The organism is Shewanella sp. SW1 (assembly GCF_025653545.1).
Classification (GTDB): domain Bacteria; phylum Pseudomonadota; class Gammaproteobacteria; order Enterobacterales; family Shewanellaceae; genus Shewanella; species Shewanella oncorhynchi.
In genome coordinates, this window is sequence record NZ_JAKKSG010000012.1 from 49,564 (window position 1) to 73,765 (window position 24,202).

Here is a 24,202-nt window from a genome sequence, read left to right on the forward strand (position 1 = left end):
TAGGAAAATAATAATGACAGATACATTAAACAGCACTAGCGGCACAAAGGATTTAAGCAACTTGCAGCACGTCACTTACGCGCTCAATAACGGCGTTGCCGAGCTTATTCTTGACCGAGCAGAAGTACACAACGCCTTCGATGAAGTGATGATTAGCGAGATGATTAGCGTCCTTAGCTATTTTGCTGAGCACAAGCAATGCCAAGTGCTGGTACTCAAAGCGAACGGCAAAAACTTCAGCGCCGGCGCCGATCTCAATTGGATGCGCAAACAAGCCAAAATGGACTTTGAGCAAAATCTAAATGATGCCAAAGCCTTAGCAAAACTGATGCAGGATCTTGATACATTTCCTAAGCCCACCATTGCACTAGTGCAAGGTGCAGCCTTTGGCGGCGCACTTGGGCTGATTTGCGCCTGCGATATCGCTATCGCCACGACGCGCGCCAGCTTTTGCTTGAGCGAAGTGAAACTCGGATTAATTCCTGCGGTAATTAGCCCTTACGTTGCCCGCGCTATGGGTAACCGCGCATCGCGCCGCTACATGCTGACCGCCGAGCATTTTAGTGCCGACACCGCATTAAAACTTAACGTCATTCATGAGATCAGCGATGACTTGGACGCCGCCGCAAAGCCTATGATTAACGCGTTGCTAGCCAATAGCCCGCAAGGCATGGCATGGGTAAAAACGCTGCTGTCGCATCTTGAAGATGGCGTGATAAACCAAAACACCATTGATTACACTAGCGAGCGTATCGCCCGCATTCGGGTATCAACCGAGGGCCAAGAGGGCTTAAACGCCTTTTTTGAGAAACGTCAGCCTAACTGGCAACAAGCACACTCAACGCCCTCCAAGCCCATGCAAAAGCCAAGTGATACCCAAGGAGCCCTTTGATGTTGACCAAGCACATGTTTACCAAACTATTGATTGCTAACCGCGGTGAAATCGCCTGTCGCATCATCAAAACGGCCCATGCCATGGGCGTTCGCACCGTTGCCCTATATTCCGATGCCGATAAAGAAGCGCGCCATGTCGCCATGGCCGACGAATCCTTCTATTTAGGCGGCAGTGCGCCAGCAGACTCCTATTTAAAGGGCGATTTGATTATCGACATCGCCAAAAAAGCGGGCGCCCAAGCCATTCATCCAGGTTATGGTTTCTTATCTGAAAACGCCGACTTTGCCCGTAAATGTGAAGCCGCAGGCATCGCCTTTGTTGGCCCAGGCAGTGATGCTATCGATGCCATGGGCAGCAAAAGCGCCGCCAAATCCATTATGACAGCGGCAAATGTGCCCTTAGTGCCGGGTTATCACGGCGATGACCAAACCGATGCGACCTTAAAAGCGGAGGCACTGAAAATCGGCTTCCCTATGCTGATTAAAGCGGCTTATGGCGGCGGCGGTAAAGGCATGCGTATCGTCGAGAATGAAGGCGAAATCATGGAAGCCGTTAACTCGGCGCGCCGTGAAGCGGCCTCTTCTTTTGGTAACGATAAGTTATTGATGGAGCGTTATTTACGCCAGCCGCGCCACGTCGAAGTGCAAGTGTTTGCCGACACCTTTGGCAACGCGATTTATTTATCGGATCGCGATTGTTCGATTCAACGTCGCCACCAAAAAGTGGTCGAAGAAGCGCCAGCGCCAGGGTTAAGCGATGCACTGCGCGCCCAAATGGGTGAAGCAGCCGTCGCGGCAGCCAAAGCCATCGATTATGTTGGCGCGGGCACTGTGGAGTTTCTGCTCGACACAGACAATAGCTTCTATTTTATGGAGATGAACACCCGTCTGCAGGTTGAGCATCCAGTGACTGAAATGGTCACTGGCCAAGACTTAGTGAAATGGCAATTGATGGTCGCCAGCGGTCAGCCACTGCCCCTTAAGCAAGATGAAGTGCGGATCCACGGCCATTCCTTTGAAGTGCGTATTTATGCCGAAGATCCACAAAATGAGTTTTTACCCGCCAGTGGTAAGCTCAACTTTTTGCGCGAACCCGAGCAAAGCAAATACGTGCGTATCGATTCGGGCATTCGCGAAAATGATGTGATCAGTAACTTCTACGATCCTATGATTGCCAAGCTTATTGTTTGGGATGAATCGCGCCCGCGCGCCCTGCAGCGTTTAGTGCATGCCTTAGAGTCGTATCAAATTAGCGGTCTTAAGCACAACATTGAGTTTTTGGCGAACATTGCCGAACACCCAGCGTTTGCAAATGCCGACTTTAGCACTGACTTTATTGGCCGTTATGGCGACACCTTAATTGGTACAGCGTCAAGCGAAGCCGACACTGCCCTTGCCTTTGCCGCGCTGTATCAAGTGCTTGCCCGTAAAGAAGCCGCCAAAGCGCAAGCGATCAACAGCGCCGATCCTTACTCGCCTTGGGGTCAAGTCAGCGGCTTTAGACTCAACAGCTGCAGCCAGCACAATATTGCCCTACTCGATGATGCCCATGAATTGCAGCAGTTAGTGATGCTCGATTTAGGTGGCATGTATCAGCTACCGCTGCACGGACAAGATTGGTTGCTAAATGGCGAGCTGAAACAAGATTTACTGCTCGCAGAAATCAACGGCCATAAGAGTAAAGTGCCCGTTAGTGCCCAAGGTGATGACTTTACGCTGTTTTTATCCTCTGGCAGTTACCACTTTAAAGCAGTGCAAACACTCGTGGTCGAAGAGCAATCCAGCAATGCTGACAAGTTAAAAGCGCCCATGAACGGTACGGTAGTGACCCATTTAGTCGATGTCGGCACACAAGTGAAATCGGGCCAAGGTTTGCTAGTGATGGAAGCCATGAAGATGGAATACACCATCGAAGCCCCCTTTGATGGCATAGTCACTGAGTTCTACTTTAAAGCGGGCGAGCTGGTCACCGATGGCGCAACCTTGCTTAACGTTGAGCCGTTAGAGACAGACGAGCCAACCGCGATCAAGGAAGCCTAAGATGTCGTTAGCCAATCTAAGCCAAGCAGCGAACGCCAAAGACACGGTCAGCATCTTCGAGATGGGCGCGCGCGACGGACTTCAAAACGAAGTCGCAGTGCCGACTGCAGCAAAAATCGCCTTGATTGAATCGCTGGCAGATGCAGGGCTTAAGCGCATCGAATCCGGCAGTTTTGTGTCACCCAAATGGGTGCCACAAATGGCCGATTCTGCCGATGTGCTCAAGCAAATACAGCGTCAAAGCGGCGTGGTGTATAGCGCGCTCACGCCCAACGTCAAAGGCTTTGAACTGGCACTGGATGCAAAAGCTTCCGAAGTAGCGATATTTGGCGCCGCCTCACAAAGCTTTAGTCAACGCAATATCAACTGCTCGATTGAAGAGTCGATTGAACGCTTTATCCCTTTGATGGAATTAGCAAAAGCGCACAATATTCCAGTGCGCGGCTATGTGTCCTGCGTGCTAGGTTGCCCCTACGAAGGTGAGATAGCGGTCAGTGAAGTGGCCCGCGTGTCTGAAATCCTTTACAAAATGGGCTGTTACGAAATATCGCTCGGTGACACTATCGGTATCGGCACGCCGCAAAAAGCCCGTAGAATGCTGCAAACTGTGGCTGAACGTGTGCCTATGGATAAACTGGCGCTACACTTTCACGACACCTATGGCCAAGCACTCGCTAACATTTTGGCCTGCTTAGACTTAGGTGTGCGGGTGTTTGACTCCTCGGTTGCAGGTATTGGCGGCTGCCCCTATGCCAAAGGCGCGTCGGGCAATCTTGCCACCGAAGACTTAGTGTATATGCTGCACGGCATGGGATTCGAAACGGGTATCAATTTACAAAAACTCGCGTTAGCAGGACAAGCTATCAGCACGCAGTTGAATCGTAAAAACGGTTCGAAAGTGGCCACAGCCCTGTTAGCAAAATAGAACAAAAACCATTAACGACACCAACAACCGTTATTAAAAACGCGCGTTATTTCCCGCGCGTTTTCTAAAGCATAAAAGGACATCACAATGGCAGGACTCAATAAAGTCGTCAGCAGCTATGAAGAAGCATTAGCAGGCTTATCGGACGACATGACCATTATGGTCGGCGGCTTTGGCCTATGCGGCATTCCAGAAGGCTTAATCAATCAAATGGTTAAGATGGGCGTTAACGGCTTAACGGCGATATCAAACAACGCTGGCGTTGACGATTTCGGCCTTGGCTTACTGTTAAAACATCGCCAAATCGCCACTATGATCGCCTCTTACGTGGGTGAAAATGCCACTTTCGAGCAACAAATGCTCTCTGGCGAACTCAATGTGATTTTAACGCCCCAAGGCACGCTGGCGGAAAAAATCCGCGCTGGTGGCGCAGGTATTCCGGCATTTTTCACCGCTACAGGCTACGGCACGCCAGTCGCTGATGGTAAAGAAACCCGCGAAATCAAAGGTCGCCATTACGTGTTAGAAGAGTCGCTGACCGCAGATTTTGCCTTAGTGCGTGCATGGAAAGCCGATACCATGGGTAATTTGGTATTCCGTAAAACCGCCGCCAACTTTAACCCTATGATGGCGACCGCGGGCAAAATCACTGTGGTTGAAGCCGAGTTTATTGTTGAGCCGGGCGAGCTAGACCCAGATCATATCCACACGCCGGGCATCTATGTTGACCGCGTTATTCAAGGCAAGTTCGAGAAACGTATCGAGCAGCGCACGGTAAAAGCCGCGAAATAAAAGGCGCTGGCAAAACCTTGAAACACAGTTAACGCAATTGGCACTTAGCTCCCTAAAGTAAAAACTAATGGTAAAACCTAAGAGTAAAGACCAAAGCGTCAAAGCCAAATAGAAAGGATAGATATCATGGCATTATCAAGAGAACAACTGGCTCAGCGCGTCGCCAAAGAATTAAAAGATGGCTACTACGTCAACCTCGGCATCGGCATTCCAACACTGGTCGCTAACTATATTCCTAGCGGCATGGAAGTGATGCTGCAATCGGAAAACGGCCTACTCGGCATGGGTGAATTCCCCACCGAAGACACCATAGATCCGGATTTAATCAACGCGGGCAAACAAACCGTTACTGCCGTGAAAGGTGCGTCATTTTTCTCCTCGGCGGAAAGCTTTGCCATGATCCGTGGCGGCCATGTGGATTTAACCGTGCTCGGCGCCTTTGAAGTCGATGTGAACGGCTCTATCGCCTCATGGATGATCCCCGGCAAACTCATCAAAGGCATGGGCGGCGCGATGGATTTAGTCGCCGGCGCTGAAAACATTATCGTGACTATGATGCACGCCGATAAATACGGTAATTCTAAGCTGCTACCCGTGTGCGAATTGCCACTAACCGGTTACGGCTGCATTAAACGCGTCGTCACAGATTTAGCCTTTATCGAAATCAAAGATGGCGCATTTCATTTGTTAGAGCGCGCGCCAGGCGTCAGCGTCGAAGAAATCGTCAGCAAAACCGCCGGCAAATTAATCGTGCCAGAGCATGTACCAGAAATGGTGTTTTAAGCATTCTTTAAAGTGCGCAAGTAACGTATAGCGGCTAAGGTTGAAACTCAAGTTAGTTTGAAGCTTTAGCCTAAAGAGTTTTGAGCGTTAACAGACGTTTTACGATACCAACAAGGCCCAGAAAATGATTCTGGGCCTTGTTGCTTTTGTCATCCCCGCGAAAGCGGGGAACCATGAGTAAAATTCACCACCAGCTTGTTCACTACAAACTTTGTTTTCTGTGAGCTTTTGCAGTCTAGGTACTTTTTGAGAGCTTATCGCCATAAACAGCACTAATGCTCTGGCGACACGCCGTAAACCCATCCTTGGGGGCTCAACGAAAAAGTCCCTTTTTCCGATGGTCGCCAACGCATTAGTGCGGTTTACTCCCCATCCCAGCATATTCAATAATGAACAATGTCGCGCATTAAACTGATAACACCATATGTTAGCAAGGTTCTTTGCTGGCGAATGTGTGTTCACCATCGCTACAACGGAGTCGCTTAATGCTTGCTTCAAAAGTGCTACAGATAGTGATATTTAGCGCCGTTGCGGTAAACTTGCCGCAGCCTAAATAATAAGGATGCTCAAGATGTTAGCCAAGTTTCTCAATAAGCGCAGTCGCAGTCGTAAACATATGCGCGATTATGCCAAAAACGTCTTTGAATATGACCAGTATTTACTGACCGATTATATCGACAGTGGGATGACAGATGGTTTCGAGAGAGTGAAACAATATCGTGAGTTTGATGAGGATTTTCGCCAGTGGGAATTATTTGGAGCTGAGTTTGGTGTACCCGAGTGTCATTGGGGCTATGTAGCCCAACTTACCTATATTGAATCGGGCTTGCTTGAGCCTAAGCCGCTTATGTGCTCGCTTGCTTACGGTTATTTTGCAACCGCCATTGATTACTATAAATATTGCTCATCGCTAGAAAAAACTGGCGGGATAGCAAACGCTATGTGGTCTACAATCAGCGTGTTTCGGCTTGTGCTGATGCTGTTAGCTGGGCTTAAACGCGAGGCGGACGAGCTGTACCACGCTGATGCAACCGCGCGGCGTTCGGGCTGGATTGTTCGCTCCCATGGCTTTATTGGCGATTTTTTGGTGCTGCTGTATGGCCGTTATCTGGGGCATATCGAGCCGCCTTTTACCACTGAAGTGCAAGTGACACTGCGAAAAACAGCTCCTTTCTCCTATGCGTCATTTTTAGATAACTGGGATACACAGGATATCGAATTCATCAGCACTATGCTGCAAACCCTCTGCGATGATCAGGTAGAACAAGCGATCATCGGGGATAAAAAGTGTTTTTTTGAGTTCCACAATGGACATCTATCATACATACCGTTGACGGCGTTAATGCTGCTAAAGCTTCGTGACCTCAGGGGCTTGCCTAATCCGCAGTTCAGTCATCCGGCCTTTGGCGATATCACAGCTTTGTTTGAACAAGTCTGCACAGCGTTTAGCGACTATGTCGCAGCAGAGAATATCCTGCGGATTGAAGATGCAGCCGATGAAGTGTTAACCAACACATTAACCAGAATGCAAAGCCAAGATTTTGATGCCCATGCTATTTTCGCCAAGCGACTGCCATCGTTTAGTGCTGGTTAATATTTTGATTAACCAAATTTTCATAAAAAATGGATAACCAATAAAATCATGATTCTATTCATATTGAGGACCCAAGGCTTAAGGTTGAGCGTATTCAAGCCTTAAGTCATCCACAATACAAGCCAGAGGAAAGCTTATGTACCAGATTGCGATTGTTATATTTGATGAATTTACCGATATCGATTTCTTCTTAATGCGCGATATTCTCGGCCGTACAAAAACCGATTGGACAGTAAAAGTACTCGGGACAAAGCCTAGCCACAGATCGAGTTTAGGGATGACGGTTGCAACCGATGGTCATGTGGCCGAAGTCGCTGATGCCGACGTAGTATTATTCAGCAGTGGTTACAAAGGCGTACCTGCGGCACTTGCTGATACTGAGTTTATGTCCGCCCTTAAATTAGATCCCACACGACAGTTGCTTGGCAGTATCTGCGCGGGGTCATTCTTCTTTGCCAAATTAGGGCTACTCGACAATCTCTCGGCAACGACTCACCCCGATGCAAAACCTGCCCTAGTTGCCATGGGCGTCGATGTAGAAGACTGCGCCCTCGTGATTAATGGCAATATTGCCACTGCGGGTGGCTGCTTGTCCTCACTCTATTTAACCGGCTGGATTGCGGAGCGCTTATTCGACAGTGCGAAACGCCGCGAAATTCACAGGCAGCTTATTCCTGCTGGGCAAACAGATATTTTTGAAGCATTAATCCAATCCTCCATCTCCGCGGCCATTCGTTAAAAGTGATGTAGATACTCTCGATGAATGAAAAGGATCCCATGATAAAACTTAAAAATCTTCTCGAGGCTATAAAAGCCGAGCATCAAATAACCACCCAGAATGAGCTTGTGGCTTTGCTATCGCAAAATGAATTACTCATTCAGCAAATCCAAGCTGCTGATGCGCAGTATTGGGTCAATTTTGCTAAGAATACCTTCGATGGTTGGTATTGCATTCGAACACCTATGCTCAGTACCTTTCATGTTTATTACCAAGAACGTGGACAAAACTGCTGGGGAGAAGATGTTTTTACCGAGCAAAGTGCAGCCATAGCAGCGGTTATTTTTATGTCTGGCATTTGGGACCAAGTCCCCTAGCACTAAGCAAATAAAAGCCTGCTCACTCATCCTATATTTTCACCTTCACGAATGGCGATATGTAACGAATCATTACGCGACTTTCAATATCGAAATCATCATGTTAGGGTGAGTGCTTAGATTGACTCATAATAACAGACACATTTTTAGCGCTCTGTTTAACTCTCTCATTGTCCAAAGGAGCGGTATCTATGGACTGGCTTATTATTGCACTCGCGGGCTTTTTAGGCGGCATGCTCAATGCAGTTGCCGGTGGAGGCAGTTTTATTACCCTATTAGCGTTAGTGTTTGTCGGGGTTCCACCGATTGCGGCGAATGCCACGGGGACAGCCGCGCTGCTGCCTGGTTATATCGCCAGCGCATGGCGTTTTAGAAAGGATATCGAATATCCGGCGAGTCTTAGCCTTAAAAATCTGATCTTAATTGCTTTAATTGGCGGCAGTATTGGCGCGGGTATTTTGCTGACCACCAGCGAGCAAGTCTTCGCAAAGCTGATCCCTTGGCTGATTCTACTGGCCACCGCGGCCTTTATTGTTGGCCCTTGGTTGCTCAAACGAAGAATCGCTGAGCAAGGCGAAAACACCTCTACGCCAATGTTAAGTCCGATAACGGCACTGATAATGCTGTCGGCTGTGTGTATCTATGGCGGTTATTTTAATGGTGGCTTAGGCATTATTCTGCTGGCGAGTTTTGGTCTAATGGGGCAAACCAACCTACATGGGATGAACGGGCTTAAAAATCTGATTTCTGCCCTGCTTACCACGATTGCAGTGGTGATTTATGCCGCGGGCAATGTTATTGATGGGCAATATCTGTTGCTGCTTGCCGTTATGGCGATTGTCGGTGGTTATGTGGGGGCGGCGCTGGCTTACCGTATTTCACAGCCCTTGCTACGCGGCTTTATTGTGATCGTCGGTTTAGCGATGGCCTTAGGCTTTTTCATGCGCTAGTTTTTCATACGTTAGGCTTTTGATTTGTGAAGCTTAAACTCATAAAAGCTGGACAGGCGAGTTTTCGATACAAGGTCTCACCGATAAATTGCCCTTATGTGACTGACTTGTTACTCTGATCCATCCTATAGGAGAACAGTGTGATTAAGGATAGCGATGAAACTGATGACCTTGAAACTGAGGATCTTGAGACTGAGTAAATTAATGCCAAAGACCTTGAAGCTAAGCACCTTAAATCTTGCCCTGTGTCTTATTGCATGCTCACCGGCTATTTACACCGAAACCGCTAGCGCAGCGACCATTAGCGTCAAAACGGAAACGGGTAATATTCAGGTAAAAACCATAGCCCAAGGGTTAGAGAATGTCTGGGGTATGGCATTCTTACCCGATGGCAGTATGCTCGTGACTGAACGCGCTGGCAGAATGCGCATTGTCAGCACGGCAGGCAAAGTGGGTGAACCCTTAACGGGTTTACCGCCTATGTATGCCAAAGGTCAAGGTGGTTTACTTGATGTCGTGCTTGCGCCAGATTTTGCCAGCAGCAAAAAAATCTATTTCAGTTATTCAGAACCCGCTGAAGGTGATGCAAGCGAGCTCAATAGCACAGCGGTCAGTTTTGCCACGCTCAATGGTAACAAGCTTGAAAATCTCACCCGCGTTTTTAGTCAACAACCTAAAGTCAACAGCGGCCACCATTTTGGATCTCGTTTAGTGTGGGCGCCTGATGGCACACTGTTTATCACACTCGGCGATCGCTATAGCGAAAAAGATAGCGCACAAACATTGGACAATCATCTGGGCAAAGTCGTGCGTATTCATGCCGATGGCTCAGTGCCTAAGAATAACCCCTTCGTCAATACGGCTGGCGCCTTACCCGAGATCTGGTCTATTGGTCATCGCAATATGCAGGGCGCGGCGATTAATCCCATCAGCAAAGTATTGTGGACTGGCGAGCATGGGCCCCAGGGCGGTGATGAACTCAATATTGATGAGGCGGGCAAAAACTATGGCTGGCCAGTGATTACCTATGGTGAGAATTATGGCGGCGGCAACATCGGCGAAGGTACCCATAAAACGGGAATGGAGCAACCCGTCTACAAATGGGTTCCGTCGATTGCCACGGCGGGCTTTATGTTTTACACAGGTGATAAATTTCCACAGTGGCAAAATAATCTGTTACTCGCCAACCTAAAGGAAAAAACACTGGTGCGTTTAGTGCTTGATGGCGACAAGATAATTAAAGAAGAGCGGCTGCTGAAAACTGAATTAGGGCAAAGATTGCGCTCAGTCGTGCAAGGACCAGATGGACTGATTTATCTCGTAACCGATGAAGCTAAATCAAAAATTTACCAGTTATCGCCGCAGTAATCTTAATCGCTGCACTTTTATCACAGTGCTTTAACTAAACCATGTTAACCACAGCAATAAACTCAATCGATAGAGAATTTAAGCCTTAAAACGACAAAGAGTATTCATCAGGAACACTCTTTGTCGTTGGCGTGGCACTTAATTCATGCCTTTATTCGTTCACCACACACATGCCCTGCTCGGTTTGTACATAGGGAGCTAAAATAGGCATCATGCCCTTCATCACCTGCAATGGCAGCGCCGAAGTAAAACTAAAATCATCGGATTTACTGCCTGGCACGAAGGCGGTCAAAGTACCGAAGTATTTGTCACCTAGATAAAACACGAAGGTCGCAGTGCGGTTCATCGCCGTAGTCGCCACTTTTTTACCTTGCTGCATCTGAGTCACAATACGGTTATCACCGGTGCCGGTTTTCCCGCCTATGGCTAACATGCCACCTTTTTCATCGGTAAAAATGCCCTTTAAACGACGTGCGGTGCCGTTTTGCACTACGTTCGCCAGCGCTGCTTTTAAGGCTTGTGCTACTTCATGGCGCATTACCCGCTCACCTTGGGTGTTCTGATTCTGCAATCTCACTTCATAGGGCGTATCTGCGGCGAAATGCAGCTGATTGATACGCACTGTGGGCAAACGATAACCGTCATTTTGAATAATGCCCATCAGCTCGGCTAAGGCTGCGGGTCGGTCACCCGAGCTACCCAGTGCTGAGCCTAAGGATGGCACCATAGAATCAAAGGGATAACCTAAACGCGCCCAACGTTGATGTATGTCGAGGAAGGCTTCAACTTCAAGCATCACTTGCACTCGTACGTCACGGGCGTTTTTATGCCGCGTCCTAAACAACCAACGGTAAACCTCTTGACGTTGTGCTTCACTCGCCTGCTTAACATCGTTCAAGTTGGCCTCAGGATTATGATTAAGATAATCCAGCACCCACAATTCCAAGGGATGCACCCGTGCGATATAGCCTTGATCTGGCAAATTATATTTATCCGGACCGTACTTGTTATATAAGCTCTTAATACGACCATCGGTATAACTTACCTGCGGCAATCTTTGCTTCAAGAAAGCCTTAAATGCCGCCATAGGTTCATCGGGCAGTAAATAGCGATACGCCGCCGTCAACTGCTGCTCCGACTGGGACAAACCGTCAAAAAACATGTCGAAACGCTCATTCGCAGCCACTTTTTTGTACTTGCGATAAAACTTAGTAACGAAGGTATTACCTTCTCTATCAGCAAATACCCGCAGATATTCGTCACGGCGCGGATCTTTATCATTACGCAGCAACTGGGCCATATTGCCCTCGTTTTGCATACTACTGCTGTAATTCACGATATCGCGCATGAGGCGCACAAACGGCAAGTTAACCGAATCCTGCAGGGCTTGGTAAAGTGTTGGCGTTTTTAAATCTTCTGTTTTTTTAAAGTTATTAAACACATGCAACCCACCACCGGTAAAAAATTGTTCACTGGTTGAGGCCGAATATTCTCGCTGTAACGCCGCATCTAACATGCGGTCTAAACGTCTGTCGGGATTCAAAATCAAGTAATCAATCGCCCAACGGGTTAAATGATCCCTAGGTTCGATAATGATAGATTCCAATTCAATCCCATGTTTCTTGGAATACTTGTCGTGGATCTCGGCAATGATTTCTAAGTAGGTCGCCATCACCCGCAATTTAGCGGTTGAGCCCAATTCCAACTTACTGCCCTCGTTAATATCAAAAGGCTGATCGGTGCTATCCGTCTGCACTCTAACTCGGTTGGCGGTCTCAGTGCGCTCATAAAGCGTAAAGCTATACAGTACGTTTTGCAGTTGACTTGGGTCGAGTAACCGTTCGCCAAGCAGACCCACTTTCTCCGCGGTAGGCACTTGCGCCAGACTGCGTAAGTAGTGACTGACTTTCTGCTGTAAGTCACTGTGTAAGCTACTATTGACCGTCAAATCGAGCCTGTCTAAATCATACAGCCCCACATTTAACATGCCTGCGGTGCGAATGCGAACTGTGTTCACGCCCTTATCTGCGCCAGATTGGGTGTTACGTTGCGGCTTGGCGACCTTAAACTGCAATTTCTGCGCGAGTGCAGCATCACGTAGGCCACGATCAATCAAATAATACTGGCCGAGTAAACGGATATGGCTATCGACTAAGTTTTCAAGATCTTCATGACCTTGTAATAGATAGTAGGACGGACGACGTTGGGCGATCATCAAGGCAACCACTTGTCGGAATACTTGTCCGCGCTTGGTGGCATTACCTTTGATCTGCGGCGATGCTAACAGCTTGTTTGCAGTATCGAAATCGGTACCAAACCACGCCCACAATCCATCACCAATACCATGAACTTCACCATGATTTGGCGCCGAAGATAATGGCACGGTATTCAGATAATCTTGAACGATGCGCTTACGAGCAGGTTCAGTGTTTTCACCTTGTTGGTACACGCGCACACTGGCCGAGCCAATTTGCAGTAACTTATCTTTAATACTCAAGGTTAAACCTTGGGAAGAATGGCGGAATTTCTCAATCTGAGTCGCGAGTGTACTGCCACCCGCGGTAGAGACATTCATACCAACCATTTCAGCAATTTGACTCATACCTGCCACCACAAAGCGTGGCCAGTCGATCACAGGATTGAGTTTCTCTTCCGTCGTCCATAACTCGCGGTTTTCAATAAACAGTAAAGTATTAACGATTTCATTGGGGATCTTATCGTCGTCCTGATAAACCCGTTTAGGATAGGCAAATTCGTATAAATCAGTATTGCGGCAATCGAGCAGCGTCAATCCAGATTGGGCCTTTTCATGGTAAGGCGGAAAAAATCCAAGTTGAGCGTATTCCTGCAACGCTGGCGAAAACGCCACTTGTTGCGTTACCTGAAAATTTCGTTGCAGTAACCTATCAATATACTGAGGTAACTTACTGTAGCCATGGCGCTCATCGAAAGGACCATAACTAGGATAAATAACCGCTTGGCTCGGTGAGCTTTCTAATTCATAGGTGAGCGTCTTAGCATATTGATTGATGAATTTTGCTTGATAAAACGAAGTTTTAACCTCAAGTCCAATCAGCAATGCAGCGCAGCAAATCAGAATGAAAAATAAGAACCAGACCCTGCCCTTTGATCTGGCTTTACGCGGCGGCTTAACCTTAGCTTTAGGCTCAGGTTGTGGTGGACGAGGACGATAATTTTCGAACTTCATCTCTGATGTGGAATTAGGCAAAACAGCTCCAAAAAAACACTAAAATATTCATCTTTCATGCAACTCAGCAAATCCGTTGCCACTCAGTAAAGCAAGATATCAAACTCATCTAGCCATTATCCGGCTCTATTAATTAGTCTTAGTACCCATTATGTTCCACACTTTATCAAACCTAACTTCACTGTAAAGAAGGGTGCCTGTGACCCACAACCGCCACTAATCAATACTCATGTTAAGCTGATAGTACATTTTGCCAAATATTAATTTGTTGATATCAAGGTATTTTCAGCGATTAAGGCAACAGACAGTATGACTTAAAAACAAAACGAACTAATTTAAGTCGCATAAAAAGAATGAGTCGCTTAATAATTACACGCTATTAACGAAGCCTCATCCCACATATTCATGCGCATCCCAGATAAATTCACGAAAATGTTTGCGACAGACAGACTCGTAACTTTCATTACCACCAATCGCCACTTGCTCACCCTCGCGCATCACCTTGCCTTCACCATCAAGACGCACCACCATGTTAGCCTTACGTCCACAATGGCAAATAGTCTTCAACTCAACTAATTTATCGGCCCAAGCTAATAAATAATGACTGCCGCTAAAAAGTTCGCCTTGAAAGTCCGTTCTTAGGCCATAGCAGAGTACAGGAATATCAATATTATCGACCACATGCGTCAGCTGCTTAACCTGTTCTTTACTCAAAAACTGACACTCATCCACCAACACACAACTTAATGGCGTAGCTTGATGCACATCGCTAATCATTTGAGTTAAATCATCTTGGCTACTAAATACCTGTGCTTCGGTTTCAATGCCAATACGTGAGGCCACTTTACCTTTGCCATATCTGTCATCTATGGAGGCTGTCATGACCAAAGTATTCATACCGCGTTCACGGTAGTTATAGGATGACTGTAATAGTGAAGTGGATTTACCCGCGTTCATTGCCGAATAATAAAAATACAATTGAGCCAAGACTTATACCCTTTAAAAACGTTATCGCTTACGCGTCTGCTACCAGAGCCAAATTGAGCGCTAGTCTAACATTGCGCTTCACATCAGAACACTAGCAGCCGCTAAGCTTTTATCATGAAATTCTGCAATGACACCAACTTATCAATCATTTTAATCTCCAATCGCCTCCTGAAATATTTCTAGTCCACTTCATTTAATACTCCTCCCTGCAAAAAACATAAAAAACGCCCCGATGCCGTTCAATTGTTAATGAAAGCTTAACTGAACCTTAAATATTGTTTCGTAAGGAAAAATTAGTAAAAGTTAAATTTAAAAAGTGTGATCTACCTCCAAAGTAATAGGTATAAATGGGCTTGCGCTCAAAAAACAAACATAGCGTTAACAGTAATATTTCATTCGAGACAAAACGTGCTCAATTAAAAAAAGAAAAGTATTCGATAGCTTGCAAATTGAGACCAACGGTCAAAGCACTAATCTACCCTGCAAACTTTAGTGCTCCACTCCGTCCTTTATTCGCATATTGGATCAAATGGAGATTATGATGAGAATTTTCACCTCTAGAAAACTGGCATATTTAGTTGCCTTAGCACTAACTGGCGCCCTTGTTGGCTGTGGCGATGATGGTAAAGATGGTGTAGATGGAGCACCAGGAACGCCCGGTATCCCTGGAACACCTGGTGAACCAGGAACACCCGGTGAGCCTGGAACACCGCCCCCAGTCACCAGTTCTACTATGACTAACGTCAAAGTGATCAACTATAGCTTTGGCGAAGGCAGTATCACTTACGAATTTGAAATTACAGATGAAAACAATAACCTAATCAACGGACTGTTAAATGCTCAAGCCAAAGTGGCTGCACTAACAGATAAAGGCTTCATCACTAACCGCACCGAAGCTGATAAAAGTGGTGTTGCAGATAATGTCCATATTGGCGGTGAAGCAACTCAAGCAACCGTCGGCGCTGAATTGACCGCTTTAGCTGATGGTCATTACCAATTTAAAGTACCAATGAAAGGGGTTAATCCAAGTACTGAAGGTATCGTTTGGTTACGTGTCGGTGGTAATAATGGTATTGCGACCTCTAAACCTCTGGTCGTTAACAAACCTGAAGGCACCCATTCAACCACAACTGATAGTTGTTACTCTTGCCATATCGACTATTCAACAAGCCCTCGTCGTCATGCAAGCTATGTCGCTACCGGCATGGACAGCGAAGTCACTTTCGTGGAAGGCTGTTTAGTGTGTCACGGCTCAGTCAGCCGCGCAGTTGTCAATGCTGAAGGTTTCTCTACGGGTGGCTATGCGACAAACACCCTATCTAAAATTGGTCATATCAATCACCAAGATTTTACTAAAGACTTTTCAGTACAAAACTGTACATCTTGTCACGTTGAAGCACCTAAAAACATCAACGTAGCTGGACCAGGTTGTATTGATTGCCATGACAGTGGTGGCGTACCAGGGGCTATTATCCCAAGTAATGGTGCGGATCTGCGCATTATGCACGAAAGCAAAGCGGGTATAACCGAACGCCAAGCGATTCGCGCTAAGTATAAATTGAGTCTATCAACACCTGTTAAAGTAGATGATATTTCTACCAAGACAGACCACTATGCGCCGACAGGTGCTGCGGCTGCAGTAACCGCCCCAGGCTGGTGTACAACGCTGACAGTGAAAGACACCGATGGTAACGTCTTTAGCATTAAAGACAACTTTAACTATTCTAGCCCGCTAGTATATGACGCTAAGAAACCCGTAGTTTATGCGGGCGCTTATTTACATTCCTATGAAAATGGCAGCTTAGTGGGTCGCCCAGGTAACCGTACTAACTACTACTATGGTTACAACACTGACGGCACTAAAAATATCTGTCATTTACTGACAGATATCAGCGCAGTGAATGCTAACTATGTTTATTCTGCCCGCGTGACATTCAGTACCGCTGGTTGGATGGAATATGATGGTAAGCAACGCTACCAAAGTAATGGCAACCTAAGAGCGACAGGTTATGATGGTTCTATGGGCATATCCTTTACGGCTTACTCAGATGTCGTTAACCCTGTCACCACTCAAAAGGTCTCTGGCTTCGAACGTCGTGAGATAGCGAGTACTAACAGCTGTACTACTTGTCACAACGATGCCACTGCGTTCCACAAAAATGGTGCCTTCGATGAAGGTGGTAAAGCTTGTATCGCCTGCCATGACAACGGCATGGAACGTACTTCAGCAGCCTTAGGCGCAGGTTTTGGTCCTATGGTGCACAGCTGGCACTGGGGTAATGGCGCTAAAGTCGGTGAAGTTAAAGCTGATGGAACTCAAGCGCAAACCGCTAACGGTGCAGGCGCGATTGAAGCCTCTACTAGCTGCGTTGCCTGTCATGAAAAAGCGATTGATTTAAGCAAAGTGCCAAATCAATACATCGCTGAGCCAGGTAGCAAAATGACAAGCCCAGTCACCGCTAACTGTTATGCCTGCCACACTAGCGATTCAGCTAAGGCGCATATGGCAAGCAACGGTGGTGAAATCAGCATACCAAAGGTTGCTGACTGGTTTAAACAACCGACCTCTGAATCCTGTGCAGTATGTCATGACACAGGTAGAAGTTCTGGTATTGATAAATACCACAAGTTTACTCGCTAATTAATCATCTCATCATCGCGTGATTAAGAAGTAAGTAAAAAGCGGTACCTATTTTCCCTGCAAGGAAATAGCCAAAGGAGTCTCGCTAATGCGAGGCTCCTTTTTTACTTAGACATTACCCGATAACAAGCCATTTTCAGTCCTATTTAAGTTACTAACGTTACAGTCCTAAAAAAACAACAATTCAAAGGAAGTCACTCAATTATGCGTAAAAGTTTTATTGCCATCGCCATCGGCGCCACTCTCACCGCCGGATTCATGGCAGGTTGCAGCAGCACAGAAACTAAAGCACCTAACGTTATCTCGGTACAAACCCAAAACCCGCTGTTCCAAGCCAGTAACCTGCAATATCAAGCCCCTGATTTTAGCCTCATCAAGAATGAGCACTTCGCGCCAGCCCTAGAGCAAGGCATGGCAGAGCAGTACCAAGAAATTCTCGCAATAGCCAATAATCCGGCAGCAGCAACCTTCGATAATACGATTGTGGCTATGGAGAAAAGCGGCGCCCTACTCAACCGTGCATCAAGCGTGTTTTATAATTTAGCAGGGTCAAACAGCAATCCAGAACTGCGTAAAATCCAAGGGGAAATGGCGCCAAAAATGGCGGCCCACTCAGATAATATCAACTTAAACCCAGCGCTATTTTCCCGTATCGAAGCCATCTATAACGACCGCACTAACTTAGGGTTAACCCCAGAAGCCGTACGTTTGGTTGAGGTATATCACCAACGCTTTATCATGGCTGGCGCTAAACTTACCGATGAACAAAAAGTTAAAATCCGCGCGTTAAATGAAGAACAATCAACACTAACGAATGAGTTCTCTCAGCGTTTATTACGCTTAACCAAAGAAATCGCCGTTGTGGTGGATTCAAAAAGTGAACTTGCTGGATTAACCGACGGTGAAATAGCTTCAGCCGCGAACGATGCCAAAGCGGCCGGTCACGATGGCAAGTATCTGATTAACATAACCAACACCACTCGCCAACCTGTGTTGGCATCACTGGAAAACCGTGAGCTACGCCAGCGTATTTGGGAAGCCTCAGCGAACCGTGGCTTAACTGGTGAAAACGAAACTGCGTCACTCGTATCTCGTTTAGCGAAACTCAGAGCCGAGCGCGCAACACTATTAGGCTATGAAAACTGGGCAAGTTATCGATTAGCACCGCAAATGGCCAAAACACCCGAAGCGGTTTACAGCATGTTTGGTTCAATGGTGCCTGCGGTAGTTGCTAACACAGAGAAAGAAGCGGCCGACATTCAAGCGATGATCACTAAAACCGGTGGGAAATTTGAACTGGCACCGTGGGACTGGGAGTTTTACGCAGAAAAAGTCCGCCAAGAAAAATACGCTCTCGATGCCAATAGCATTCGCCCATACTTCGAATTTAACCGCGTGCTCGAAGACGGCGTATTCTACACACTCAAAGAACTCTATGGCGTCACCTTAAAACCACGCCCAGATTTACCGGTTTACCATCCCGATGTAAAAGCCTACGAAATGTTTGATGCCGATGGCTCAAGCATGGCCATTTTCTACGCCGACTATTTTGCCCGTGAAGGTAAACGTGGTGGCGCTTGGATGAGTTCGTTCGTCGGTCAATCCTTCCTCGAAGGCACTAAACCTGTGGTCGTCAACGTGATGAACATAAAGAAAGCGCCCGAAGGTCAACCCACATTCGTCAGCTATAACGAAGTCACCACTATGTTCCATGAAATGGGTCACGGCACCCACGGCATGTTCTCTAAAGTGACTTATCCAAGTCTGGCGGGTACCTCGGTTTCACGCGACTTTGTCGAATTTCCATCGACGTTTGAAGAAGATTGGGCCGCCCATCCAAAAGTGTTAGCGAACTACGCGAAACACTACGAAACGGGCAAACCCATTCCCGATGAACTGCTGCAAAAACTGCTGAAATCAGGCAGTTTCAACCAAGGCTTTGACACACTGGAATACATGGCCGCTGCATTAGTAGACATGGAATGGCATTCATTAAGCCCAGATACCCCGCTGCAAGATGTACCAACCTTTGAAGCCAATGCCCTGAAAAAGCACGGCTTAAACATCAGTGCCGTACCTCCGCGTTATAAGTCGACCTATTTTGCCCACGCCTTCCCCGGCGGTTACTCGGCAAGTTATTACGCTTATATGTGGAGTGAGATTTTAGCGGCGGATGCGTTTGCCTATGTACAAACCCAAGGTGGGCTCAATCGTGAAATCGGCATGAAGTACCGCAAAACGATCCGTGAAGTGGGTAATAGCATAGCGCCAATGGACGCCTACAAAAACTTCCGCGGACAAGAACCAACCACAGAAGGCTTACTTAAACGCCGCGGTCTAGATCAAGCACGCTAAGCTAAGAGTTGATAGCCTTAATGCGATAGGCTAGAGATAAAGACAAACTCAGCCTTAACCAAAAAATCAGCCAGCATAATGCTGGCTGATTTATTTTGACTTATTTGTCGTGAACGTTTGCAGTGAAAGGTTTCAATTAACGTCTAGCTAATTGCGCCTTTCGATTTGATTTTAAGTACGATAATACTGATCACAAATGCCACACTACAAGCCACTAAACCCGCGACAACAGACTCGGTAAATCCAAGTGCCACATAACCCACTAAGCTAATAAACGCCGCAATGAGTGCATAAGGTAGCTGAGTCACCACATGGTCGATGTGGTGGCAACTGGCGCCCGTAGACGACAAGATAGTCGTGTCGGAAATTGGCGAGCAGTGATCGCCAAATACAGCCCCCGCCAGCACAGAGGCAAGCATAGGCAACATCATGCCAGTGTGGCTTCCCATCGCCATATCAGCAGCAATCGGCAACATGATCCCGAACGTACCCCAGCTAGTACCAGTTGAGAACGCGGTAATACCTGCTAGCACAAACATTAAGGCGGGTAAAAACGCGAACGGAATATTTCCTGTTGCTAAACTCGCCATAAACTTACCGGTTTCGAGTTGACCAATCACACCTGCGATTGTCCAAGCAAATAACAGGATGTAAATCGCCGGCAGCATAGAGCGAGCGCCCTGCACTATACCTTTGACTATCATCAATTTCTCAACGCCTTGCACTAAATTCAATATCAGCGAAACCGCTAGACCAATTAATGCACCAAAGAAAAGTGATGAACTGACATCGGTTTTCTCAAAAGCAGAAATAATATTAAATTCAATCCCTTCCGCCGCGAGTACTTGAGCGCCACTGTTAATCATAAAATAGAGGGTTGCAAATACCAACACGGTAATCGGCAGGAACAGACCTAAAATCTTACCAGTTTCGGCTTCAGGTAAATCCGCGTTCGCCCCAGGCGGTAATCCCTTAGACTCATCGTATAAATTACCACGTTGGGCATTGAGCTCATGCTCACGCATTGGCCCAACATCTAATCCCATAAAAACAACAAAAAGTAATAATAATAAGGAGAAGATTGCGTAAAAGTTCATTGGGATCATTTGAATAAAAATACTCAAATGACCCGTATCAGCAAAACCATGGGCAGTTAATATCCCGCCAATGAGTGCGATAATATAAGCGCCCCAGCTCGAAACTGGAGAAATAACGCACACAGGCGCCGCAGTAGAATCTAATAAATAAGCTAACTTAGCGCGGGAAACATAATAACGATCGGTAACAGGTCGAGCGACCGAACCAACAACTAAACTATTGAAATAATCATCAATAAAAACTACGCAACCTAAAAACATGGTCAATAGTTTAGCGTCACGTTTATTACGTATATGTAAACGAGCCCAATCGGCAAAAGCCCGCGCGCTGCCACTTACGGTAATTAACGCTGTAATCATTCCCAGTACAATTAAGAAACCGAGAATATATAAGTTCCACGAATTTAGACCTTTATCAGTCCAAAAAAGCCCTTTAACGCCATTAAATACAAACTCACCCGTTGCTAAAGGTGAAAATTGATTGAGCAATAAAGCACCAATTAAAATACCTAACCCCAAAGAAAGCAGTACACGGCGAGTCAAGATCGCCAATACGATAGCCACCGCAGGCGGCAACAAGGAAAGTGCCGAATCGGCATAATTCATAACAGTCATTGATTATTATCTTCGTTAAATACGAATGGAGGGCGACTGAACTGGTGGGAAAAGGCAATAGATACCCAAGGTCACCTGTCCTATCAGTAGCGCTCCATAGTAACTATTCCCAATATCCATATCGGAAAATACTATGGCAGTGCTGCACCTATTAGGTACAACCCCAGCAGTTGATCGTGATAAATCGAACCACTTCGGCACCAAATCCTTTCGCAATCGATCAACGGAATCACCCTACTGATCACTACTAATATTTGGCGCGCCTCTACTTCTAAGAACGCCCTTGCACGGGCGTGAGGCACATAAAAACATAAGCGGCTTAGCAGATGCTACCGCAAAGCCACTTAATGTGACCTAGATCACAGATAAAATCAACTGAGACTTGTAATCAGCTCAGGAACCGCCTCAAACAGATCTGCAACGAGTCCATAATCGGCAACTTGAAAAATCGGCGCTTCAGGATCTTTGTTGATTGCAACGATGACTTTAGCGTCTTTCATGCCGGCTAAATGTTGAATCGCGCCAGAAATACCGACGGCAATATACAAGTTTGGCGCAACGATTTTACCGGTTTGACCCACTTGTAAATCGTTAGGCACAAAACCTGCGTCAACTGCAGCGCGTGATGCGCCAACGGCTGCACCGAGCTTGTCAGCAAGTTGCTCTAACATACCGAAGTTTTCACCACTGCCCATGCCTCGGCCGCCAGATACGATAATGCCAGCATTGCCTAACTCTGGACGGGCAGAAACTGTCAGCGATTGAGAAACAAACTGAGTTCTCGCTTCAAACACTTTATCAAGTGTCGTCACAGCCGCACTGTTACCTTCTGGCGCAGCGTCAAACGCACTGGCGCGCACTGTCATCACTTTAATGGCATCATGGCTTTGCACTGTCGCTAAGGCGTTACCCGCATACACAGGGCGCACAAAGGTATCGGCATTGACAACAGTAATGACTTCTGAGATTTGCGCGACATCTAATAATGCCGCAACGCGCGGAAGCGTGTCCTTACCTAAACTTGAAGCCGAGGCCAGAATGTGACCATAGTTTGGCGCTAAGTCCACCAGCAATTTGGCAAAATTTTCCGCTAAATGCGCTTCATACACGCTGGCATCGGCAACGAGTACTTGGCTAACACCTTGTAGTGCCTGTACCGCTTGGACAACCGCGCCACATTGGTGACCCGCAACCAAGACATGCACTTCATCGCCTATGGCACGGGCGGCGGTAACAATTTTTGCCGTATCGAGTTTCAGTGCAGCATTATCATGTTCAGCTAATACTAAAATGGCCATTTAGATCACCTTCGCTTCATTTTTTAACTTTTCAACTAGCTCAGCTACCGACGCTACCATGATGCCCGCTTTACGTTCAGCTGGCGGAGTGACCTTCACAATCGTTTGGTGACTCTTTAACGTCACGCCTAAGTCTGCCACAGTAAATACTTCTAATGGCTTACGCTTAGCTTTCATTATGTTAGGCAATGAAGCGTAACGGGGTTCGTTCAAACGTAAATCGGCGGTCACAACAGCAGGTAAAGGCAGTTTAAGAGTTTGCATGCCGCCGTCAATTTCACGGGTGACTTGTAATGTATTCGCTTCTAATTTGATTTCTGAAGCAAAGGTCGCCTGTGGCATATCCATTAACGCGGCAAACATTTGGCCAGTTTGGTTATTATCACCATCGATGGATTGCTTACCAAAAATCACCAGCTCTGCTTGTTCTTTGTCTTGTACCGCTTTGAGCAATTTGGCGATAGACACTGGCACGAGCTCTTCTTCAGTATCGATATGAATTGCACGATCTGCGCCTAATGCAAGCGCGGTACGCAGTTGTTCTTGCACGGCTTTATTACCAATACTGACAACAACCACTTCAGTAGCGCTACCCGCTTCTTTTAAACGAACCGCTTCTTCTACTGCGATTTCACAAAAAGGGTTCAACGCCATTTTTAGGTTTGCAGTGTCAACACTTGTATTGTCAGCTTTGACCCTGACCTTCACATTGGCATCAACAACGCGCTTAACGGGCACCAATACTTTCATAGGGTTTCCTTCCTACACTTTCATGTACATGGACAAAACATTGGTTAATACCAATGCAGGATAGAGCAACTTTACGTCCTGTTAACGTTAACGTCAACCAAAGTCAAACGCCTGTTTGTATTTTTTAATCCGCTGCAACGGCCACTTTTTTGGACACTTATTTGAGGGAATAAGAAAAGTTCAAAAAATAAATAATATTTAATTTCCTTAAAACGCATAATTTTATTTGATTCGAGCTATATTAGTTTCTATCATTTAGGTGTTGTTCACCATTATCCTGTATTAAAAATAGAGTGGGACGAAAATAGATATGAGCGAATTTTTAGAGATATTAACTCACGGCCGTCGTTTTAAAGCTGCAGTAAAAGAACTTAGCGTTGAAGAGTTACGTGATTTAGCCGACAAATTAGATAAAATTTTAGTAGAACGCGAGTCTATGGCTGAGGAAGAAGAACAAGCCATGGCAGCTCGTAATGCTAAGATTGAAGAAATCCGTCAACAAATGGAAGCCGTTGGTTTATCAATTGATGACTTAGGTGGCGTAGCTGTTAAAGCTGCTGCGAAGAAACGCGCTCCTCGTCCAGCCAAATACCAAATTGAAGTTGACGGTGAAATGGTTCAATGGACTGGCCAAGGCCGTATGCCTACCGTATTTAAGAACGAGATCAACAAAGGTCGTTCTATGGAAGATTTCTTAATCTAATCCAACCAAGTGTGATGGCGCTAATTGCCAACACCAGTTTGCATAAAAGCTCGCATTAGTTGCGAGCTTTTTTATATCCATCAATCATTTCAAACTTAAACAACAGC

18 protein-coding genes and 1 riboswitch are annotated in these 24,202 nt (G+C 46.5%); of the genes, 13 read left to right on the plus strand and 5 right to left on the minus strand.

The window, feature by feature from the left end; translation table 11 throughout:
• The first annotated feature begins 13 nt into the window (after window positions 1-13).
• From L5M71_RS12195 to L5M71_RS12240, 10 genes are all read left to right on the plus strand, one after another.
• Window positions 14-892 carry an enoyl-CoA hydratase-related protein gene (locus L5M71_RS12195; protein ID WP_263207623.1) on the plus strand — a complete coding sequence of 293 codons (879 nt, stop codon included), beginning with the start codon at window positions 14-16 and terminating at the stop codon, window positions 890-892.
• Window positions 892-2,934 (plus strand): acetyl/propionyl/methylcrotonyl-CoA carboxylase subunit alpha, encoded by a 2,043-nt coding sequence (locus L5M71_RS12200; RefSeq protein ID WP_263207626.1) that lies wholly within the window; start codon window positions 892-894, stop codon window positions 2,932-2,934. Before L5M71_RS12195 ends, L5M71_RS12200 begins: the two co-directional genes overlap by 1 nt.
• Before the next feature lies 1 nt (window position 2,935).
• The gene (locus L5M71_RS12205) at window positions 2,936-3,859 is read left to right on the plus strand and encodes a hydroxymethylglutaryl-CoA lyase (RefSeq protein WP_263207628.1); all 924 of its coding nucleotides are present in this window, start codon (window positions 2,936-2,938) and stop codon (window positions 3,857-3,859) included.
• Between the two features lie 87 nt (window positions 3,860-3,946).
• Complete coding sequence (locus tag L5M71_RS12210; protein WP_028761111.1) at window positions 3,947-4,651, plus strand: CoA transferase subunit A; 705 nt, start codon at window positions 3,947-3,949, stop codon at window positions 4,649-4,651.
• 126 nt (window positions 4,652-4,777) lie between these two features.
• Complete coding sequence (locus L5M71_RS12215; RefSeq protein ID WP_006082325.1) at window positions 4,778-5,434, plus strand: 3-oxoacid CoA-transferase subunit B; 657 nt, start codon at window positions 4,778-4,780, stop codon at window positions 5,432-5,434.
• A 571-nt stretch (window positions 5,435-6,005) separates the two neighbouring features.
• Complete coding sequence (locus L5M71_RS12220; protein ID WP_263207630.1) at window positions 6,006-7,028, plus strand: hypothetical protein; 1,023 nt, start codon at window positions 6,006-6,008, stop codon at window positions 7,026-7,028.
• Window positions 7,029-7,164: 136 nt separating this feature from the next.
• Window positions 7,165-7,767 carry a DJ-1/PfpI family protein gene (locus tag L5M71_RS12225; protein WP_263207632.1) on the plus strand — a complete coding sequence of 201 codons (603 nt, stop codon included), beginning with the start codon at window positions 7,165-7,167 and terminating at the stop codon, window positions 7,765-7,767.
• A gap of 38 nt (window positions 7,768-7,805) precedes the next feature.
• Entirely contained in the window at window positions 7,806-8,123 is a 318-nt protein-coding gene (locus tag L5M71_RS12230; RefSeq protein ID WP_263166626.1) for a cytoplasmic protein, read from the plus strand.
• Between the two features lie 191 nt (window positions 8,124-8,314).
• On the plus strand, window positions 8,315-9,073 hold the full coding sequence (locus L5M71_RS12235) for a sulfite exporter TauE/SafE family protein (RefSeq protein ID WP_263166624.1): 759 nt from the start codon (window positions 8,315-8,317) through the stop codon (window positions 9,071-9,073).
• Between the two features lie 156 nt (window positions 9,074-9,229).
• A complete protein-coding gene (locus L5M71_RS12240) occupies window positions 9,230-10,441 on the plus strand; it encodes a PQQ-dependent sugar dehydrogenase (RefSeq protein ID WP_263207634.1) in 1,212 nt (403 codons plus the stop codon).
• 151 nt (window positions 10,442-10,592) lie between these two features.
• On the opposite strand, the gene L5M71_RS12245 is transcribed toward L5M71_RS12240, so the two are convergent.
• The gene (locus L5M71_RS12245) at window positions 10,593-13,670 is read right to left on the minus strand and encodes a transglycosylase domain-containing protein (protein WP_263207637.1); all 3,078 of its coding nucleotides are present in this window, start codon (window positions 13,668-13,670) and stop codon (window positions 10,593-10,595) included.
• Between the two features lie 369 nt (window positions 13,671-14,039).
• Entirely contained in the window at window positions 14,040-14,636 is a 597-nt protein-coding gene (locus L5M71_RS12250) for a thymidine kinase (RefSeq protein WP_028761119.1), read from the minus strand.
• A 541-nt stretch (window positions 14,637-15,177) separates the two neighbouring features.
• Between L5M71_RS12250 and L5M71_RS12255 the strand changes: the two genes are divergently transcribed.
• Entirely contained in the window at window positions 15,178-17,277 is a 2,100-nt protein-coding gene (locus L5M71_RS12255) for a multiheme c-type cytochrome (protein ID WP_263178033.1), read from the plus strand.
• 204 nt (window positions 17,278-17,481) lie between these two features.
• A complete protein-coding gene (locus L5M71_RS12260) occupies window positions 17,482-19,632 on the plus strand; it encodes a M3 family metallopeptidase (RefSeq protein ID WP_263178035.1) in 2,151 nt (716 codons plus the stop codon).
• 143 nt (window positions 19,633-19,775) lie between these two features.
• Here the strand turns inward: L5M71_RS12260 and L5M71_RS12265 are convergent, their stop codons facing one another.
• From L5M71_RS12265 to L5M71_RS12275, 3 genes are all read right to left on the minus strand, one after another.
• Window positions 19,776-21,344, minus strand: a complete 1,569-nt coding sequence (locus L5M71_RS12265; RefSeq protein ID WP_028761122.1) for a Na+/H+ antiporter NhaC family protein — start codon at window positions 21,342-21,344, stop codon at window positions 19,776-19,778.
• A 79-nt stretch (window positions 21,345-21,423) separates the two neighbouring features.
• Window positions 21,424-21,620: riboswitch (Lysine riboswitch) on the minus strand.
• Window positions 21,621-21,715: 95 nt separating this feature from the next.
• On the minus strand, window positions 21,716-22,642 hold the full coding sequence (locus L5M71_RS12270; RefSeq protein ID WP_212600856.1) for an electron transfer flavoprotein subunit alpha/FixB family protein: 927 nt from the start codon (window positions 22,640-22,642) through the stop codon (window positions 21,716-21,718).
• Window positions 22,643-23,392 carry an electron transfer flavoprotein subunit beta/FixA family protein gene (locus L5M71_RS12275; RefSeq protein ID WP_028761124.1) on the minus strand — a complete coding sequence of 250 codons (750 nt, stop codon included), beginning with the start codon at window positions 23,390-23,392 and terminating at the stop codon, window positions 22,643-22,645.
• A gap of 310 nt (window positions 23,393-23,702) precedes the next feature.
• Between L5M71_RS12275 and L5M71_RS12280 the strand changes: the two genes are divergently transcribed.
• Window positions 23,703-24,095, plus strand: coding sequence for an H-NS family nucleoid-associated regulatory protein (locus tag L5M71_RS12280; protein ID WP_028761125.1), 393 nt, complete (start codon window positions 23,703-23,705; stop codon window positions 24,093-24,095).
• The last annotated feature ends 107 nt before the right edge of the window (window positions 24,096-24,202 follow it).

What these genes read in the sequence shown, in the direction of transcription:
- L5M71_RS12195 (WP_263207623.1), top strand. Translation starts at nt 14, where the DNA reads ATGACAGATACATTAAACAGCACTAGCGGCACAAAGGATTTAAGCAAC.
- L5M71_RS12200 (WP_263207626.1), top strand. Translation starts at nt 892, where the DNA reads ATGTTGACCAAGCACATGTTTACCAAACTATTGATTGCTAACCGCGGT.
- L5M71_RS12205 (WP_263207628.1), top strand. Translation starts at nt 2,936, where the DNA reads ATGTCGTTAGCCAATCTAAGCCAAGCAGCGAACGCCAAAGACACGGTC.
- L5M71_RS12210 (WP_028761111.1), top strand. Translation starts at nt 3,947, where the DNA reads ATGGCAGGACTCAATAAAGTCGTCAGCAGCTATGAAGAAGCATTAGCA.
- L5M71_RS12215 (WP_006082325.1), top strand. Translation starts at nt 4,778, where the DNA reads ATGGCATTATCAAGAGAACAACTGGCTCAGCGCGTCGCCAAAGAATTA.
- L5M71_RS12220 (WP_263207630.1), top strand. Translation starts at nt 6,006, where the DNA reads ATGTTAGCCAAGTTTCTCAATAAGCGCAGTCGCAGTCGTAAACATATG.
- L5M71_RS12225 (WP_263207632.1), top strand. Translation starts at nt 7,165, where the DNA reads ATGTACCAGATTGCGATTGTTATATTTGATGAATTTACCGATATCGAT.
- L5M71_RS12230 (WP_263166626.1), top strand. Translation starts at nt 7,806, where the DNA reads ATGATAAAACTTAAAAATCTTCTCGAGGCTATAAAAGCCGAGCATCAA.
- L5M71_RS12235 (WP_263166624.1), top strand. Translation starts at nt 8,315, where the DNA reads ATGGACTGGCTTATTATTGCACTCGCGGGCTTTTTAGGCGGCATGCTC.
- L5M71_RS12240 (WP_263207634.1), top strand. Translation starts at nt 9,230, where the DNA reads ATGAAACTGATGACCTTGAAACTGAGGATCTTGAGACTGAGTAAATTA.
- L5M71_RS12255 (WP_263178033.1), top strand. Translation starts at nt 15,178, where the DNA reads ATGAGAATTTTCACCTCTAGAAAACTGGCATATTTAGTTGCCTTAGCA.
- L5M71_RS12260 (WP_263178035.1), top strand. Translation starts at nt 17,482, where the DNA reads ATGCGTAAAAGTTTTATTGCCATCGCCATCGGCGCCACTCTCACCGCC.
- L5M71_RS12265 (WP_028761122.1), bottom strand. Translation starts at nt 21,344, where the DNA reads ATGACTGTTATGAATTATGCCGATTCGGCACTTTCCTTGTTGCCGCCT.
- L5M71_RS12270 (WP_212600856.1), bottom strand. Translation starts at nt 22,642, where the DNA reads ATGGCCATTTTAGTATTAGCTGAACATGATAATGCTGCACTGAAACTC.
- L5M71_RS12275 (WP_028761124.1), bottom strand. Translation starts at nt 23,392, where the DNA reads ATGAAAGTATTGGTGCCCGTTAAGCGCGTTGTTGATGCCAATGTGAAG.
- L5M71_RS12280 (WP_028761125.1), top strand. Translation starts at nt 23,703, where the DNA reads ATGAGCGAATTTTTAGAGATATTAACTCACGGCCGTCGTTTTAAAGCT.